General features: G+C 41.4%; 11 protein-coding genes. 4 read left to right on the forward strand and 7 right to left on the reverse strand.

All coding sequences use genetic code 11. The annotated features are described in order from the left end of the window. Window positions 1–42: 42 nt before the first annotated feature. The 6 genes from ACIQ0H_RS17795 to ACIQ0H_RS17820 all read right to left on the reverse strand — a co-directional run bounded on the left by ACIQ0H_RS17795 (window position 43) and on the right by ACIQ0H_RS17820 (window position 7,524). Window positions 43–1,146 (reverse strand): Ger(x)C family spore germination protein, encoded by a 1,104-nt coding sequence (locus ACIQ0H_RS17795; protein ID WP_403417666.1) that lies wholly within the window; start codon window positions 1,144–1,146, stop codon window positions 43–45. Further along, window positions 1,143–2,228: a GerAB/ArcD/ProY family transporter gene (locus ACIQ0H_RS17800; protein WP_403417668.1), complete on the reverse strand. Its 1,086-nt coding sequence runs from the start codon at window positions 2,226–2,228 to the stop codon at window positions 1,143–1,145. The genes ACIQ0H_RS17795 and ACIQ0H_RS17800 overlap by 4 nt, the downstream gene beginning before the upstream one ends. Window positions 2,229–2,231: 3 nt before the next feature. Continuing rightward, a complete protein-coding gene (locus tag ACIQ0H_RS17805; RefSeq protein ID WP_403417671.1) occupies window positions 2,232–3,671 on the reverse strand; it encodes a spore germination protein in 1,440 nt (479 codons plus the stop codon). A 223-nt stretch (window positions 3,672–3,894) separates the two neighbouring features. Beyond that, window positions 3,895–5,928, reverse strand: coding sequence for a TRAP transporter permease (locus tag ACIQ0H_RS17810; protein WP_403417674.1), 2,034 nt, complete (start codon window positions 5,926–5,928; stop codon window positions 3,895–3,897). Beyond that, window positions 5,900–6,442 carry a DUF1850 domain-containing protein gene (locus tag ACIQ0H_RS17815; RefSeq protein WP_403417677.1) on the reverse strand — a complete coding sequence of 181 codons (543 nt, stop codon included), beginning with the start codon at window positions 6,440–6,442 and terminating at the stop codon, window positions 5,900–5,902. Before ACIQ0H_RS17815 ends, ACIQ0H_RS17810 begins: the two co-directional genes overlap by 29 nt. A gap of 77 nt (window positions 6,443–6,519) precedes the next feature. Continuing rightward, complete coding sequence (locus ACIQ0H_RS17820; RefSeq protein WP_403417680.1) at window positions 6,520–7,524, reverse strand: TAXI family TRAP transporter solute-binding subunit; 1,005 nt, start codon at window positions 7,522–7,524, stop codon at window positions 6,520–6,522. 266 nt (window positions 7,525–7,790) lie between these two features. Here ACIQ0H_RS17820 and ACIQ0H_RS17825 point away from each other — a divergent pair, with 266 nt between their 5' ends. The 4 genes from ACIQ0H_RS17825 (at window position 7,791) to ACIQ0H_RS17840 (ending at window position 11,977) form a co-directional block, all read left to right on the forward strand. Then, window positions 7,791–8,693, forward strand: coding sequence for a DoxX-like family protein (locus ACIQ0H_RS17825; protein ID WP_403417682.1), 903 nt, complete (start codon window positions 7,791–7,793; stop codon window positions 8,691–8,693). A gap of 8 nt (window positions 8,694–8,701) precedes the next feature. Continuing rightward, window positions 8,702–9,316, forward strand: a complete 615-nt coding sequence (locus tag ACIQ0H_RS17830; protein WP_403417684.1) for a DUF4166 domain-containing protein — start codon at window positions 8,702–8,704, stop codon at window positions 9,314–9,316. Next, window positions 9,303–10,898 carry a YndJ family protein gene (locus ACIQ0H_RS17835; RefSeq protein WP_403417687.1) on the forward strand — a complete coding sequence of 532 codons (1,596 nt, stop codon included), beginning with the start codon at window positions 9,303–9,305 and terminating at the stop codon, window positions 10,896–10,898. The genes ACIQ0H_RS17830 and ACIQ0H_RS17835 overlap by 14 nt, the downstream gene beginning before the upstream one ends. A gap of 173 nt (window positions 10,899–11,071) precedes the next feature. Beyond that, the gene (locus ACIQ0H_RS17840) at window positions 11,072–11,977 is read left to right on the forward strand and encodes a cation diffusion facilitator family transporter (protein ID WP_403417690.1); all 906 of its coding nucleotides are present in this window, start codon (window positions 11,072–11,074) and stop codon (window positions 11,975–11,977) included. Between the two features lie 525 nt (window positions 11,978–12,502). On the opposite strand, the gene ACIQ0H_RS17845 is transcribed toward ACIQ0H_RS17840, so the two are convergent. Next, window positions 12,503–13,483, reverse strand: coding sequence for an LCP family protein (locus ACIQ0H_RS17845; RefSeq protein ID WP_403417693.1), 981 nt, complete (start codon window positions 13,481–13,483; stop codon window positions 12,503–12,505). Window positions 13,484–13,567: the final 84 nt, after the last annotated feature.

Here is a 13,567-nt window from a genome sequence, read left to right on the forward strand (position 1 = left end):
CGCAACGAATCGTTATGCTCCTACATTCATGAATCGTACTACTTACTTTAAAGTACCTGTGTTAAGAATTTCAAATTCCACATTCACCTTATATTTTGCCGATTTTATAATGTTTTGTGTCAATTCATCCGTCCATTTTCCCTTATGATACATTCTAAAATACTCACTGAAACCCACCGGATCAACCTCTGATTCTTGAAGTTTTTTTAGTATGTCTTCTATATCATTTTTCAGGTGTTTGCTGATTTTATTTTCCAGTTTTTTAATCTCCCCACTTTTACTTAAATCGCGCTTCCCTTTGTATTCAACAATCACTCCTTCTAATTTAAGAGAAATGTCCAATTTCGGGGATTCAGTATTCTTATTACTTTTCACTTTCAAATCGTTATCAATTTGCTCAATGAATAGTTGTTCATCCTGATTATTTTCCTTAAATTTAATGGCGAGTGGTGAAAGTTTTTTTATCCCCTTCAATGCCTGAATTAATAATGATTCCTGTGTATTAACGGTTTGAATCATTCTTTCGTCATTAAATAAAGCGATACTTGTGATTTTAAGGGATTCCCCCTTTTTTTCTAAATAAGGTATCATCGTATGATAAATCGGACTTTTTTGGGTGCTGATATAGTCATGAACCGAAGTAAAAGGGCTAAATGAATTATGGAGTTTCGGATGAAACAAATCATTCAAATAAGCATCCATATGTTCGTTTTCTGGATAATCAGTTTTTAAAATATCTTCCGCCTTACCTTTTACGATGACCAGACGTATTTTGTTGCCAATCGTTGCATCTCTGTAGAAATGTTCAACCACTTTCGTTACCATACCACTCTGTGCAAACTCTTCATTAAACAAAATCGTGCGTAGTTGGTTTAAAATAATCATTTTGTCTGCTTCTGAAGAGATATCGACAAGCCCTTCCTGTATCATTTCAGCGTTCACTGAATAGACTTCCGTAAGTACTGGTGATTCGCCCCTTGGTTGTGGAATCGATACGGTCATCCTTAATTCTTTGTCATTCACGTAGTCGATGCCAACACTACTTACCAACGCTAAATCTTCCACGGAAGAGCGCTGACCTTCTTGCGTACATCCCGCTGCGAAAATGGTACTCACCATGAAAAGTAGTAATATGATTTTCCTCATCTCAATCCCTCGTTCTTTTTTCGTTTAAGTACGTGGATTACACACAATACAGCTGGCCATATAAACATGGCATACATTACGTAAAAAACACGTTCAAATAACAGCTTTTGAAACTCTTGCATAAATGGAAATTGAACGACAAGGTAGATCAGCGCTGCAATGATATAGAGGTGAGCAGTCTTTGCCGTTGAACGAATAGAATCTAATCCAATCTTTGCAACCCACAAATAGGCAGCAGTCGTAGATAAAATAAGGAACACCCACAGCGTGATTCCTAACACGTCAACCCGTTCAAGAAAAGAAAGTTCCACTTCTTTAAACAAGTTTAAAACTGGATACAACACATGTTCAATTTGCCACTCTGAAAAAAACATCACACTGACGAATGTGAATACAAAAGAAAACAAAATACATAGCCATATGCCAAGGGACGCATGTTTAAATGCTTTTTTTTGATCGACGATATGTGGAAAATAAAACGATATTAATTCAAAACCACCAATCATCATTAACCCTTTTAAAGTTGCAGTGTAAAACTCCTGCTTATCGAAGTTGAAAAAAGGCATCATATGGCTAATTTCCCCAGCAACAAATCCCCATTTTAAAATATAAACGGTTCCAATCGTTGAGAAAAAAGCAATGATACAAAATCGGGCAATTGATTTAATGCCTCCGCTGACAATATAAATCAGCACAAGTAAGAATACGATCAATGGCCCCGTGATTGTTCGATCTATGAGCGCTACCACTTGTATTAGTTGTATATAACTCGAACAGACTGCTGCTAAAACGACGATAAAATACAAGAGTAAAAGTATATTAATGCTTTTTCCTAGCCATTTGCCTAGTAGCTTTTCATGAATGGCGAATAAATGATCGTCACGGTATTTTAACCCCAGCCATATCATAGGAATCAGTAAGATGTTTGCGATAATCCCAAATAACAGCGGCATCCACCACTGGCTATAGCCCATTGAACTTAATCGATTCGGTAGCGATAAGATGGAGGTTCCTACCATCACATTTTGAACGAGAAACACGACATGATAGCGATTCAGTACTTTGAATTTATTGTTTTCCAATGTTTATTCCTCCCTTTCTGCGGGAGGTACATTTTTGCTTTGCGCCCTCGAAATACCCGACTTTCGCCTCTTAAGCGATGTGGGAACCCGTAGGACACTATTCAGAAAGTCTGTCCACTTTCTCGGGATAATCGGCGACATATACGGTGTACCTAACGAAGTCAAACTTAGTAAGTGATGTCCAAGCCAAGCAAATGCAATCATCTGTCCATACAGTCCAAACATGCCTGCCGCGATTATAAATATATAGCGTATGGAACGATTCGCGTTGCTCATCACAAAGTTCGGAGATAAGAAGGATAACAACGCCGATATCGCGACAATTACGATGAGTACGTTACTGACAAGACTTGCTTCAACTGCTGCCGTTCCAATCACGATACCGCCAACAATACCAATCGTTTGACCAATTTTTGTTGGCATTCGGGTACCGGCTTCTCGTAATACTTCAATAACAAGTTCCATAAATAGTACTTCAAAGATAGGAGGAAAAGGAACCTTTCCCCTTGATTCTTGTAAGTTTAATAATGCATTAAACGGCAACATTTCCGGATGGTGGGATAACACAGATATATAAGTCGGGGTTAATATGATGGATAAGAAAAAACCGAAAAACCGCAGTCCACGAAGCAGCGTTGCCGTCGTCCAGCGATTATAATCATCTTCTGGAGAAGTAAACAGTTCGAAAAATGAAATGGGACAAATCATGACTGATCGACTATTATTCATTAAAATAGCGACGCGTCCATCTAGTAAATAGGATACGACAGCATCGGGTCTGACGGTCAAAAGGTATTGTGGGAATGGGGAATATTTATGCTCATCTATTAGCTGATTTAAAATAGAGATATCATTAAATCCTGGATGTTTTATGTCGGCAATTTTTTTTAGCACTCTATTCAAATTGTCCTTATTTACAATATGATCCATATAGACCACAGAAACTTCTGTATTTGTTTCCGTCCCTACAGTATGAACCTCACTTTTCAAATCTGTGTTTTGAATCCGTCTTTTGATTAACGAGAGATTTGTTTGCAATGATTCTGTAAAAGCATCTTGTGGACCAATAACACTCGATTCGGTATCGGAGCCAATAATTGAACTAGTGGGGGGGCTATATGTATTTACAGTCGCGAATAGATTTTTAGCATGAAAATACACAACCGTATTTCCTTCCGTGATGGAAGTCAAAATGTTTGCCAGGTTAATTTCCTTAGGTACTTCGGCTATTTTTAACAGGTCATCTTTTTGGTCTAACAGAGGTAGGGTGACGGTTCTATGCAGAGTTAGTTTTTCGATCAGTGAATTAAAGTAAATAATCGTCACAAGCTCATTGGGGGTTTGAATGTCTTTACATACAGCATCATTTATTCCTGCTAATTCGTTCTTAATCGCATCAATTGTAATGAGAACCTTGTCATTCTGATTATCCGAAAAACTCATCTCTATCACCTTCCTCTGCCGTAAACTGATATAATTACTATCTCCTAAATAATGCTGATTTATTCAAGTAAGGCTATTCGTCTAGTAAGCTGAAATCAAATAATCATGCGCAAGAAGACCAGGCATCTACGTAGATACCTGGTCTTCTTATATAAATACGCAATAATCGTATTCTTAGTGCCATAGATTTAGCTCTTACATGTACGAATATAGTGGAGTGCCGTTAAGAAGCCACAGCCATATTTTTATTCTTTTTATCGTGATTTTTGTCACGTGACATCCATTGAATCGTAAACAAAGTGGCGAATAGCACAAGGCCAACAATATCCGTTATCGTTTCCGGATAAATCAGGAGTAATCCCGTACCTACCGCTAGTAGACGTTCAATCCAGATACATTTTCGGTACCAAAAACCAATCATTCCTGCACCGATGGCCACCATACCGATTATAGCCGTGAATACGACCCAAATTATCTCCGGAATCGAAGCCCCCATCATAAGCATAGCCGGATTGAAGACAAACATATACGGAATGATAAATGCCGCAATAGCAAGTTTCGCCGACGTGACTCCGGTTTTGATAGGATCTCCTCCTGATATTCCCGCCGCTGCAAATGCAGCCAGTGCAACCGGAGGTGTAATGTCTGCAATGATCCCAAAATAAAATACAAAGAGATGCGCTGACACCGCTACAACAATTGGAACCGCTGCGCCGGCAGGCAAATCAAGCATCAAAAGCGTGATAATTGCCGGTGCAGCAATCGTTGACGTGATGACATAGTTTGCTGTTGTCGGTGAACCCATGCCTAAAACAATGGCAGCAATCATGGTAAAGAACAATGTGAGGAAAATGTTCCCCCCAGCAGCTGTAATAAGGCCCGTCGCCAAACTCAAACCAAGACCTGTCTTCACAACAACACCTACAATAATCCCCGCACATGCCGTTGCAGCCGCAACAGCTAGAGCTGTACGTGCCCCATCAACAAGTGCATCAATAATATCCTTGAAACCTAGGCGCGTTGACTTGTCAAACGCACTGACAACAAGTGTTAACACAATCCCCAAAAGTGCGGCTTTCATCGTCGGAATACCGATTAGGAGGAAGACAATGATGCCAAGAATCGGCATCAGTAAATAGATTTTCTTAAGCGTTTCTTTGCGATTGGGAATTTGGTCTTCCGACATACCTTGCAACCCTACACGCTTCGCTTCAAAGTGTGTCATTATCCAAACACCCGTGAAATAGAGAAGTGCTGGAATCGCAGCAGCTTTGGCAATATCCCAATACGAAACCCCGCCGATGAATTCAACCATCAAGAATGCAGCTGCTCCCATAATAGGCGGCATAATTTGCCCGCCTGTCGACGCGGCCGCTTCGACACCGCCTGCAAATTCTTTTTTATAACCAAGCTTTTTCATCATTGGGATTGTGTACGAACCTGACCCAACAACGTTTGATACCGAACTCCCTGAAATCGTACCTTGCAAAGCACTAGAGAAGATCGCTACCTTGGCTGGCCCGCCTATTGAACGACCTGCCAACACAACCGCAAGATCATTGAAATAGCCACCTACCCCTGTCTTCACAAGGAAAGATCCAAATAAGAGAAATACGAATATGAACGTAGCGGACACACTAATAGGTGTCCCTAATATCCCATCCGTCGTAAAGAACATCAGTTGGACGAGACTCTCTAAGTCTTGTCCTCGGTGCGCAAGGAATCCAGGAAAATGCTGGCCATAAAATGCATACACCAAAAACGTACTAGCTATAATCGCAATCGGTAAGCCAACCGCACGCCTCGATGCTTCTAACGTTAAGAGGACAGCCAAAATCCCAACGATTATATCCAGCGTCGATACCCGACCAACGCGTAATACAAGCTCGTCAATTAACAGTGGCCAATAGAGCCCAACCCCTATCGCAAGGAGCGACAAAATCACATCATAGAAGGGTACCTTGTTACGTTTAACGCCCCCCTTTTTCCTAGCAGGGAATAAAATAAAGATGAGCGCTAAGGCAAATCCTAAGTGAATGGAGCGTTGGATGAACGGCGTAAAAGGAATACCGATTGCCGTGTATAATTGAAAAATGGAGAATGCAAGTAACCCAAAAAAGACAATTCTCTTGAACACACCATTCAAATTACGGGTATTCGATTCCGGATCATACTTTTGAAGAATCGCCAACTGTTCTTCTTCTGACAGCATTTTAAACTCTTCTGTCTCATCGCGCTGCTGTTTCTTTGTTGCCATTCAAGTTTCCCCCTTTCAGCATTTGATAGTAGGATAGTTTCGTTACACGAAACGCATATGATTTACCTCGCTCCAATTGCTGTTTCAAATTTATTTCATTGCCAAGATAACGAAAAGCTAGTTCTGCATCTACATCGCCGATGAATAATACGAACGAATCGATTACCTTATCGTCATATGTAAGCGTATACACGCCATCTTTAAAAGAAAACGACTCGCCTTCCTCTTCTGCAGAACCGGGTAAACCAATAGCAAGATTTTCATATTGCATCGATAGCAGCTTGATCTTATGATCGACTGTCACTTCGTAGTTTTCAAAAACATCCGTCAAGTGAATCGAATGGACATACCTGATTTGAAATCCCCTATCACTTTTCAAGGGGATATAATACATTTCCGGATCTTCTGTCCGCTGTTCCGTAAAAGTAAACGCCTCTTTCATTGGGATGAAAAAGAGTATGAACGATGTAAAAACGACTAAAAGAATGAGCGGAACAACTACTTTCCTTTTCATCCGCCTCACCCTTTCAATCTAAAAGTAAAGAGTCGGACGCCGAGGCATAGTGCCTCACCGCCCGCCCTCCTCATCACTTACTTGTTATTCGCTTCATCAAAATATTTTTGTGCTCCTGGGTGAACCGGAATCCCGATACCATCAAGGCCTTTTTCAGCCTTGATCAATTTCCCTTTGGCATGTTGAAGTTTTGATGCATTATCGTAAATCGCTTTTGTAATCTGGTAGGCAAGCTCTTCAGGTACTTCATTTTGAATCGCAAGCATTGCACCTACGGAAACGGCTGATGTATCTTCAGTCAATCCATACGTCCCTGCTGGAATGACTTCTTTTGCATAGTAAGGATATTTTGCAATTAATGCGTCCGCTTTATCGTCTTCAACCTGCACAACAAAAACTTTCGCAACTGCGTTCAAGCCTTCAACAGCAGCCGTCGGTGTACCCGCCGTAATGAATGCGGCATCGATTTGACCGGTCTGCAAGCTTTCTTGTGACACTGCAAAATCAAGATTCTGTGGCTTAATATCATCCATCGTCAGACCATGAATTTCTAGAAGTTGTTCTGCATTTGCGTAAGTACCTGATCCAGGCGCCCCCACAGAAACTTTCTTCCCTTTTAAATCTTCAAATGTTTTAATGCCATTCTTTTCAAGAGTGATTAATTGGACCGTTTCAGGGTAAAGCGCACCAATTGCTGAAACGTTATCAACTACATCCCCTTTAAACATCAGTTCACCATTTAAAGCATAATAAGCGATATCTGTTTGGACAAATGCGATATTAGCCTTGCCGTCTTTTAAAGCAGTCATGTTTGCAGCAGATGCCTGTGAAACTTCTGCTGTTGTTTTAACGCCTGTCTCATCTGTGATGTAATTAGCAAATGATCCACCTAGCGGGTAATACGTCCCCTGTGTTCCACCTGTTAAAATACTTAGGAAATCGTATTCCTGCTCTTCCTTTTCCCCCATATCTGGTGCTTTTCCTGAGCCCGTATCCCCTCCGTCTCCCGAATTACAGGCCGACAGTACGAGTAATGCGATGATCGTCATGAATGCCAACAAACGCCATTTCTTATTCTTCATCCCAAACCCCTCCTCAAGTCTACTATATTTAATTGTTACAATATACATTCTAACATGAATAATTAATATTTTACCAATAATGTATAAATATCTAGTAACCTCAAAGTCTTTTACTAATGAAGAGCTAACGTTTGACCCTCTTAGTAGTTTTCAACTACTCTTTTTCTGTCATAACATCATTGGATAGATTAGGGTAATTCTCCACTAGTAAGCACTTTTAACAGTTCATTCGATGTATACTAAACATAAGATTGGAGGTGTAGTAGATGAAAAGACAGCCAATTTATGTAGAAGTACCCATTCACACTGAGATAGAAGCCATATGGGATGCATCGCAAAAACCAGAAATGCACGAACAATGGGATCTTCGATTCTCTTCCATTACCTATCTACCTAAAATAGATGGTAAACCACAAGAATTCGTCTACACGCGGAAAGTTGGACCTTCCCTAACAGTCGAAGGTTGGGGGCAAAGCGTTGGATCTTTCCATAAAGAAGATGGAACACGCTCATCTTCCCTTCATTTTGGAACGGATCAGTGGATTTCCCCTATCCGGGAAGGGCGGGGTTATTGGAAGTATGAACCGCAAGAAGACGGAGTGAAGTTCCTAACCCAGTATGATTATGATGTCAATTTTGGTCGTGCTGGCAAAGCCTTTGATAAACTGGCTTTCCGCCCTCTTATCGGCTGGGGAACCGCACTTAGTTTTGACGTATTGAAAAGGTGGCTGGAACAAGGGGAAGCCCCCCGTTCGCAATACATGCGCTTTTTTTCTACCTATTTAATAACGCTATTGTTTGCCTTCATTTGGATATACCAAGGTCTTGTGCCGAAAATTATCGGCATGCATCCAGAAGAGCGCGCGATGACTGGAAGCGCTTTGTCCTTATCGGAAAATGGCATTACGACAGCGGTGCTGATTATAGGGATTGCGGAAGTATTATTCGGGATGGCATGGCTTTTTTATCGTCAGAAGCGGCAGTTATTCATATTGCAGCTAATTGTATTCCCGCTCCTGACAATCGCAGCAGTCATCGCTGTTCCAGCAACGGCAATCCATCCGTTCAATCCAGTAACGTTCAATTTGTCACTCATTGTTCTTTCGATCATTGGGTTATTCGTCAGTAAAGATGTCCCATCAGCAACTAGCTGTAAGCGGAAAAGGTAGGTGTCTTCATGTCGATTTATAAACAAGTGATGGGGCACGATTTCAACCGACTGCACCCGATGCTTCAACACCGTTACAATCTGCCAATTGGTTCTGTCTTCAAAGCATCAGGCACTATGAAAGAAATTCAAGGCGGTCCTAAATGGCTGTACCCGCTTTTTCGGTTGGGCATACGATGGAAATTGTTGTTCCCTGAACATGGGAAGGACATTCCGTTTGCCATTAAAAATCGTGCATTTGTCGGTGATACGGGTGAAAGCCAAGTGCACTGGGAACGCATTTTTCAATTCGGAAAGAAAAGTCGCTACTTCAATGCACTTATGAGTCTTGATGCGGAGCGGTCAGTCATTCAGGATTATCTCGGTGAGCCGCATCTTCTTTATTCCGATTTAGCTTTACACGTGTCAGATGATGGACGTTTGACGATTAAATCATTAGGACAGCGACTTGTGCTGGGCAAACTGGAAATTCCATTACCTCGACTGTTTCAAGGGCTTGCAACAGTTACGGAAAGATATGATGAAGAACAGGCGCATTATCACATTCATGTCACTGTACGTAATCCTTTAATCGGCACAGTATTTTCTTATGAAGGGACGTTTTCTGCTGATGAAGATACATAATTTTGCGATAGTCCATGTTGTACTACTTATGGCTGTATCATTTTTCGCCGTAGCGCCATGGCCATTCCTCCTATTAACCGCTGCGCAGCTTGTCTATATGCCAATTGCTTTGAGGCTAATATGGGTGAAGGATGATTGGTTTGCTAAACGGTATACATATTTTGCAATACCGGCTTATCTAGCCGTTGCATGGTTACAAATTATGCCGGCTTCGAAGTGGGATGTTCTGTTCGCGGCGGTGTATCTATTATTTACGTTTGTCATTGCCCTTTATGGCTTATCACGTTTTCTTGGCAGAGGGTTCACCAATCTAGAAGAGTTTTCGATTGATATCGGGCTGATCTATGTAGCGCTTGGCGGCGGTTGGTTTTTCGCCTATGTGGCCGACATTGATACGGGCTTTAGCCCACTCATCACTTGGTTGACAGCTATCCATTTTCATTACTCAGCATTGTTGCTGCCAATTTTCATCGGATTATTGGGCAGACTATACAAAACCGCATTGTATCGCTTTGTCTGTGCGACTATCATTGTGGCGCCTATGGTTGTGGCAGTTGGTATAACGTTTTCCAGATGGATTGAGCTACTGTCGGTCGTGTTATATATCGCTGGTTTAAGCGGGCTAATTTTCATGGCCTGGAAAGCACCTTTCGCCAACACATTGCAGAAGTGGCTGACCCGGATGTCCTTTAGTGCACTTGGCGTGACGATTGTCTTTTCGTTGTTGTATGCGCTCGGCAACGGTTTTGGCCTAACATCTGTCAATATTGATTTCATGCTCCGTTTTCACGGGGTGCTAAATTGCATCGCCTTTGCTTTGTTCGGGATTGTCGGGTGGTCCTTGTCCGTTCCTCCTCCCTCTTTCACTGCGCCTACATTTCCTGTTAGTTCCATTCGGGCAAAATGGAAAATTGGCGAACAGATTTTGGATAAGCGGATGAAGAATAATCATGCAGGGCTCGTTGACGATATGCGTGTCCATTCACCACTAACCGTATCGTCGCGCATTATTGATTTCTATGAACATACAATGGACTATCAGCTATTCGCCACGGTGAAATGGCACACCTGGTTTAAACCACTCGCATTTCTTTACACGCTGCTGAGTAGACAAACACAGCAAATTAATTTGCCTTTCCATAATCGACAAGTTGAAATGACGGGTGATGTGCTTGCGCTTCATGATGAGGTCGATGGAAGGAGAAACGTTAGGGCTTGGTTGCGGAAAGTTGGAAAGGACACTGCGTTTGTTGCCCTGTATGCGGAACATACAAATGCAGATCGAACGTATATGAATATCGCGCTGCCGCTCCCCTTTTCAACGATGACGGGGATATTAGAATTACATCAGATGGGTAACGATTTGCAACTAACGAGTAAAAAGTCTAGCTCACCCCATTCCGATGCAGGGATATATTTAACCTGGAAAGCTAACCATCTATTTAAACTACCCATCGAAGAGAATTTCATTGTCCGTGAACTAGAAGACGGGACATTGCGTGCACAGCATGACATGTGGCTATGTTCAATTCCGTTTTTGACGATTGACTATTTGATTCGTCATAAAGAGGATCCTTCCTAATGCTTGCTGTAGCCATCTGCCAGTGTTATAATCAAAAAACGTCTTATTTGAGCGAGTGATCCGTATGATTGTAGTAAACCTAAAATTTAATGTAAACACCCCAAACCCTTGACCAAAACCAGTCAAGGGTTTTTGTTTCCCGGGGGAAAGATGTTAGAGAGAGGTCGTTTTTTATGAAAAAAGAGGATTATGCAAGTGCTTCAATCATAGCGGTATGGATTAGTTTAATCAGCAATATCCTGTTAACCATCCTCAAACTAGTCGTCGGCTTTCTCTTTAAAAGTCCCGTTCTGCTAGCAGATGGTTTCCATAACGCTGGCGACGTCATTGCAAGTGGGGCCGCATTAACTTCCATGCGGATATCGAAACGTCCTGCTGATGAAGATCACCCTTATGGCCACGGAAAGGCCGAAGTCATTAGCGCCGCGATTGTAGCCATCATTTTAGGATTAGCCGCCATTTATATTGCGTACGAGGCTGTTTCGGCATTGTTTGAGGAGCCAGCCCAAGCAAGCTTACTGGCATTACTCACTGCTTTCATCTCCCTTGTATGGAAGCAAGCCTTATACATCTATACCATTCGACTAGGAAAATTGACGAACAGCAAAGGGCTGATCGCAACCGCCTATGACCATCTTGCCGATGTCTATGCTTCCCTTGCGGCTGTTTTGGGGATTGGGCTTGCACTCATTGGGGATATATATGATCTCCACTACCTGTCATATGGTGACCCTATTGCGGGGATCATCGTATCAGTATTAGTCCTCAAACTTGCTTATGAAATGGGTAGAGAAGCTATGGATGTACTGATGGAGAAAAATATCAGCCAACCAAGATTGGATGAGTTTGCTGCTCTCATCCTCACTATTCCACAAGTGAAACGGATTGACCGCCTACGTGCCCGTGAACACGGCCATTATATCCTTGTGGATTTACGCATAGGTGTCCATGGGCAATTAACGATTCAGCAAGGACATGATGTTTCACGAACCATTCGGGATACCATAATGGAGCATCATGACGATGTAGATGAAGTATTGATCCACTTAAATCCTTGGTATGACGATGAAAACAAGTAAAAAAATGTACGTCCGTTGATTAACCGTTTTAATGAGTAAGAGACAGAAGAACTTTCTTTCTCACTTATTCATTTTCGGTTCGCTTTAGGTAAATGTTTCACGATAGTTAAAAGGAATTGAAGGGAAGTATGGCTAGGAATGACTTCGTCGTTCCTAGCCATACCCTTTTCAATCCTTTTATTGTGAACCATTACCCGTCGCGTCCCTACATTAGGTCAGTGAAAATTCCCGTTACTTGTAAAGCAAGAATAGATAACTTTCTATAAAGAGTGAAAGTACCCGAAGATACAATTTCAGGCACTTTTGCGCACTTCACAATATGCTCCTTCTTCACTTTTCACCCAGTAACACTGAATAGAAAGAGACATTTCCAAGAATAACAATAGATAAGACGATGACAGAAGAGCATAACCGCTTTTGGATGGCGACGGATGAACGAACACCATACGATTACCGAAAAAAATGCAGGCGTAAAAAAATGCGTGAGTGTCAGGGACACTCGCGCATTTTTTTAATGGACATCTTCTAATTCTGTGGATCGTCTTCTTCCAATTCCGTACTACTCACTTCATCAGATGGTAATAAAAAATCTTGTAGAGCTTTTTTGTTCTCCTCTAAATCAATGCTAAGAACCTCTCCTACGCCACTCACACGTTTATCTACAAATGAATGTTCAAGCGGTATCCGTAACGTCTCCATCTTTTTGCTTTTCCCAGCAAGCATGCCTTTGCCGATTGTCAAGATGGTTTTATTATCAACATTTGTATCAATATATGGATTTACAACACCTAATATTTTTGGTAAATTTATCAAACTATGGATGCTAACAGCTTGTTCTTTCACTTTGGACAAAACCTCTTGCTGCCGCTCTACTCGTCCAAAATCACTTTTTATATCATTACGATAACGTACATAGCCGAGTAGCTGATCTCCATGTAATATTTGTTTTCCTGGCTTTAATGTCATGCCAATTCCGTGAGACATGGTAGATTTTATATCAACTTCAATGCCATCTGGAGCTATTACGTCAATGATTTTGGGGAATCCGGCAAAGTCAACCATTGCATAGTAATGTACATCAATATCGAAATTTTCTTTAATCGTTTTCCGAACTAATTCCGGACCGCCTAAGGCAAAAGCTGTATTGATTTTTTGTTTGCTATACCCAGGGATATCTACATAGACATCTCTCATAATCGACACGAGTTTCACGTCATTTGTTGTTTGATTGTAATGGGCAATCATTAAGGAATCTGAACGTGCATCCTCATCTCCCCGTGCATCGCTCCCTAAAAGTAAGACATTAATCTCCCCAAATTGCGGGTCCTCTCCCTCAAATGGCTCGAAATCTGTTTTGTCATCTTTTAGACCATTCCCCGCAAGAGACAATCCGCTTTGGTATTGATAAATCCAATAAACAATCCCGATTACTAGAATAATTGCAGTGACTAAGAAAAATTTTCTAAGTCCCTTACGCTTCAACTTTTTTCTGTCTCTTCTCTTCATACTGACATCCACCTATCATCTAACTATTTAAGGTCAATAACACCATGGTGATTCGTCTATCTTTGTATATTCTAACACAACTAT

Origin of the sequence: Sporosarcina sp. NPDC096371, assembly GCF_044762865.1 — a bacterium.
GTDB lineage: Bacteria > Bacillota > Bacilli > Bacillales_A > Planococcaceae > Sporosarcina.

What these genes read in the sequence shown, in the direction of transcription:
- ACIQ0H_RS17820 (WP_403417680.1), bottom strand. Translation starts at nt 7,524, where the DNA reads ATGAAGAATAAGAAATGGCGTTTGTTGGCATTCATGACGATCATCGCA.
- ACIQ0H_RS17845 (WP_403417693.1), bottom strand. Translation starts at nt 13,483, where the DNA reads ATGAAGAGAAGAGACAGAAAAAAGTTGAAGCGTAAGGGACTTAGAAAA.
- ACIQ0H_RS17825 (WP_403417682.1), top strand. Translation starts at nt 7,791, where the DNA reads ATGAAAAGACAGCCAATTTATGTAGAAGTACCCATTCACACTGAGATA.
- ACIQ0H_RS17840 (WP_403417690.1), top strand. Translation starts at nt 11,072, where the DNA reads ATGAAAAAAGAGGATTATGCAAGTGCTTCAATCATAGCGGTATGGATT.
- ACIQ0H_RS17815 (WP_403417677.1), bottom strand. Translation starts at nt 6,442, where the DNA reads ATGAAAAGGAAAGTAGTTGTTCCGCTCATTCTTTTAGTCGTTTTTACA.
- ACIQ0H_RS17810 (WP_403417674.1), bottom strand. Translation starts at nt 5,928, where the DNA reads ATGGCAACAAAGAAACAGCAGCGCGATGAGACAGAAGAGTTTAAAATG.
- ACIQ0H_RS17835 (WP_403417687.1), top strand. Translation starts at nt 9,303, where the DNA reads ATGAAGATACATAATTTTGCGATAGTCCATGTTGTACTACTTATGGCT.
- ACIQ0H_RS17830 (WP_403417684.1), top strand. Translation starts at nt 8,702, where the DNA reads ATGTCGATTTATAAACAAGTGATGGGGCACGATTTCAACCGACTGCAC.
- ACIQ0H_RS17805 (WP_403417671.1), bottom strand. Translation starts at nt 3,671, where the DNA reads ATGAGTTTTTCGGATAATCAGAATGACAAGGTTCTCATTACAATTGAT.
- ACIQ0H_RS17795 (WP_403417666.1), bottom strand. Translation starts at nt 1,146, where the DNA reads ATGAGGAAAATCATATTACTACTTTTCATGGTGAGTACCATTTTCGCA.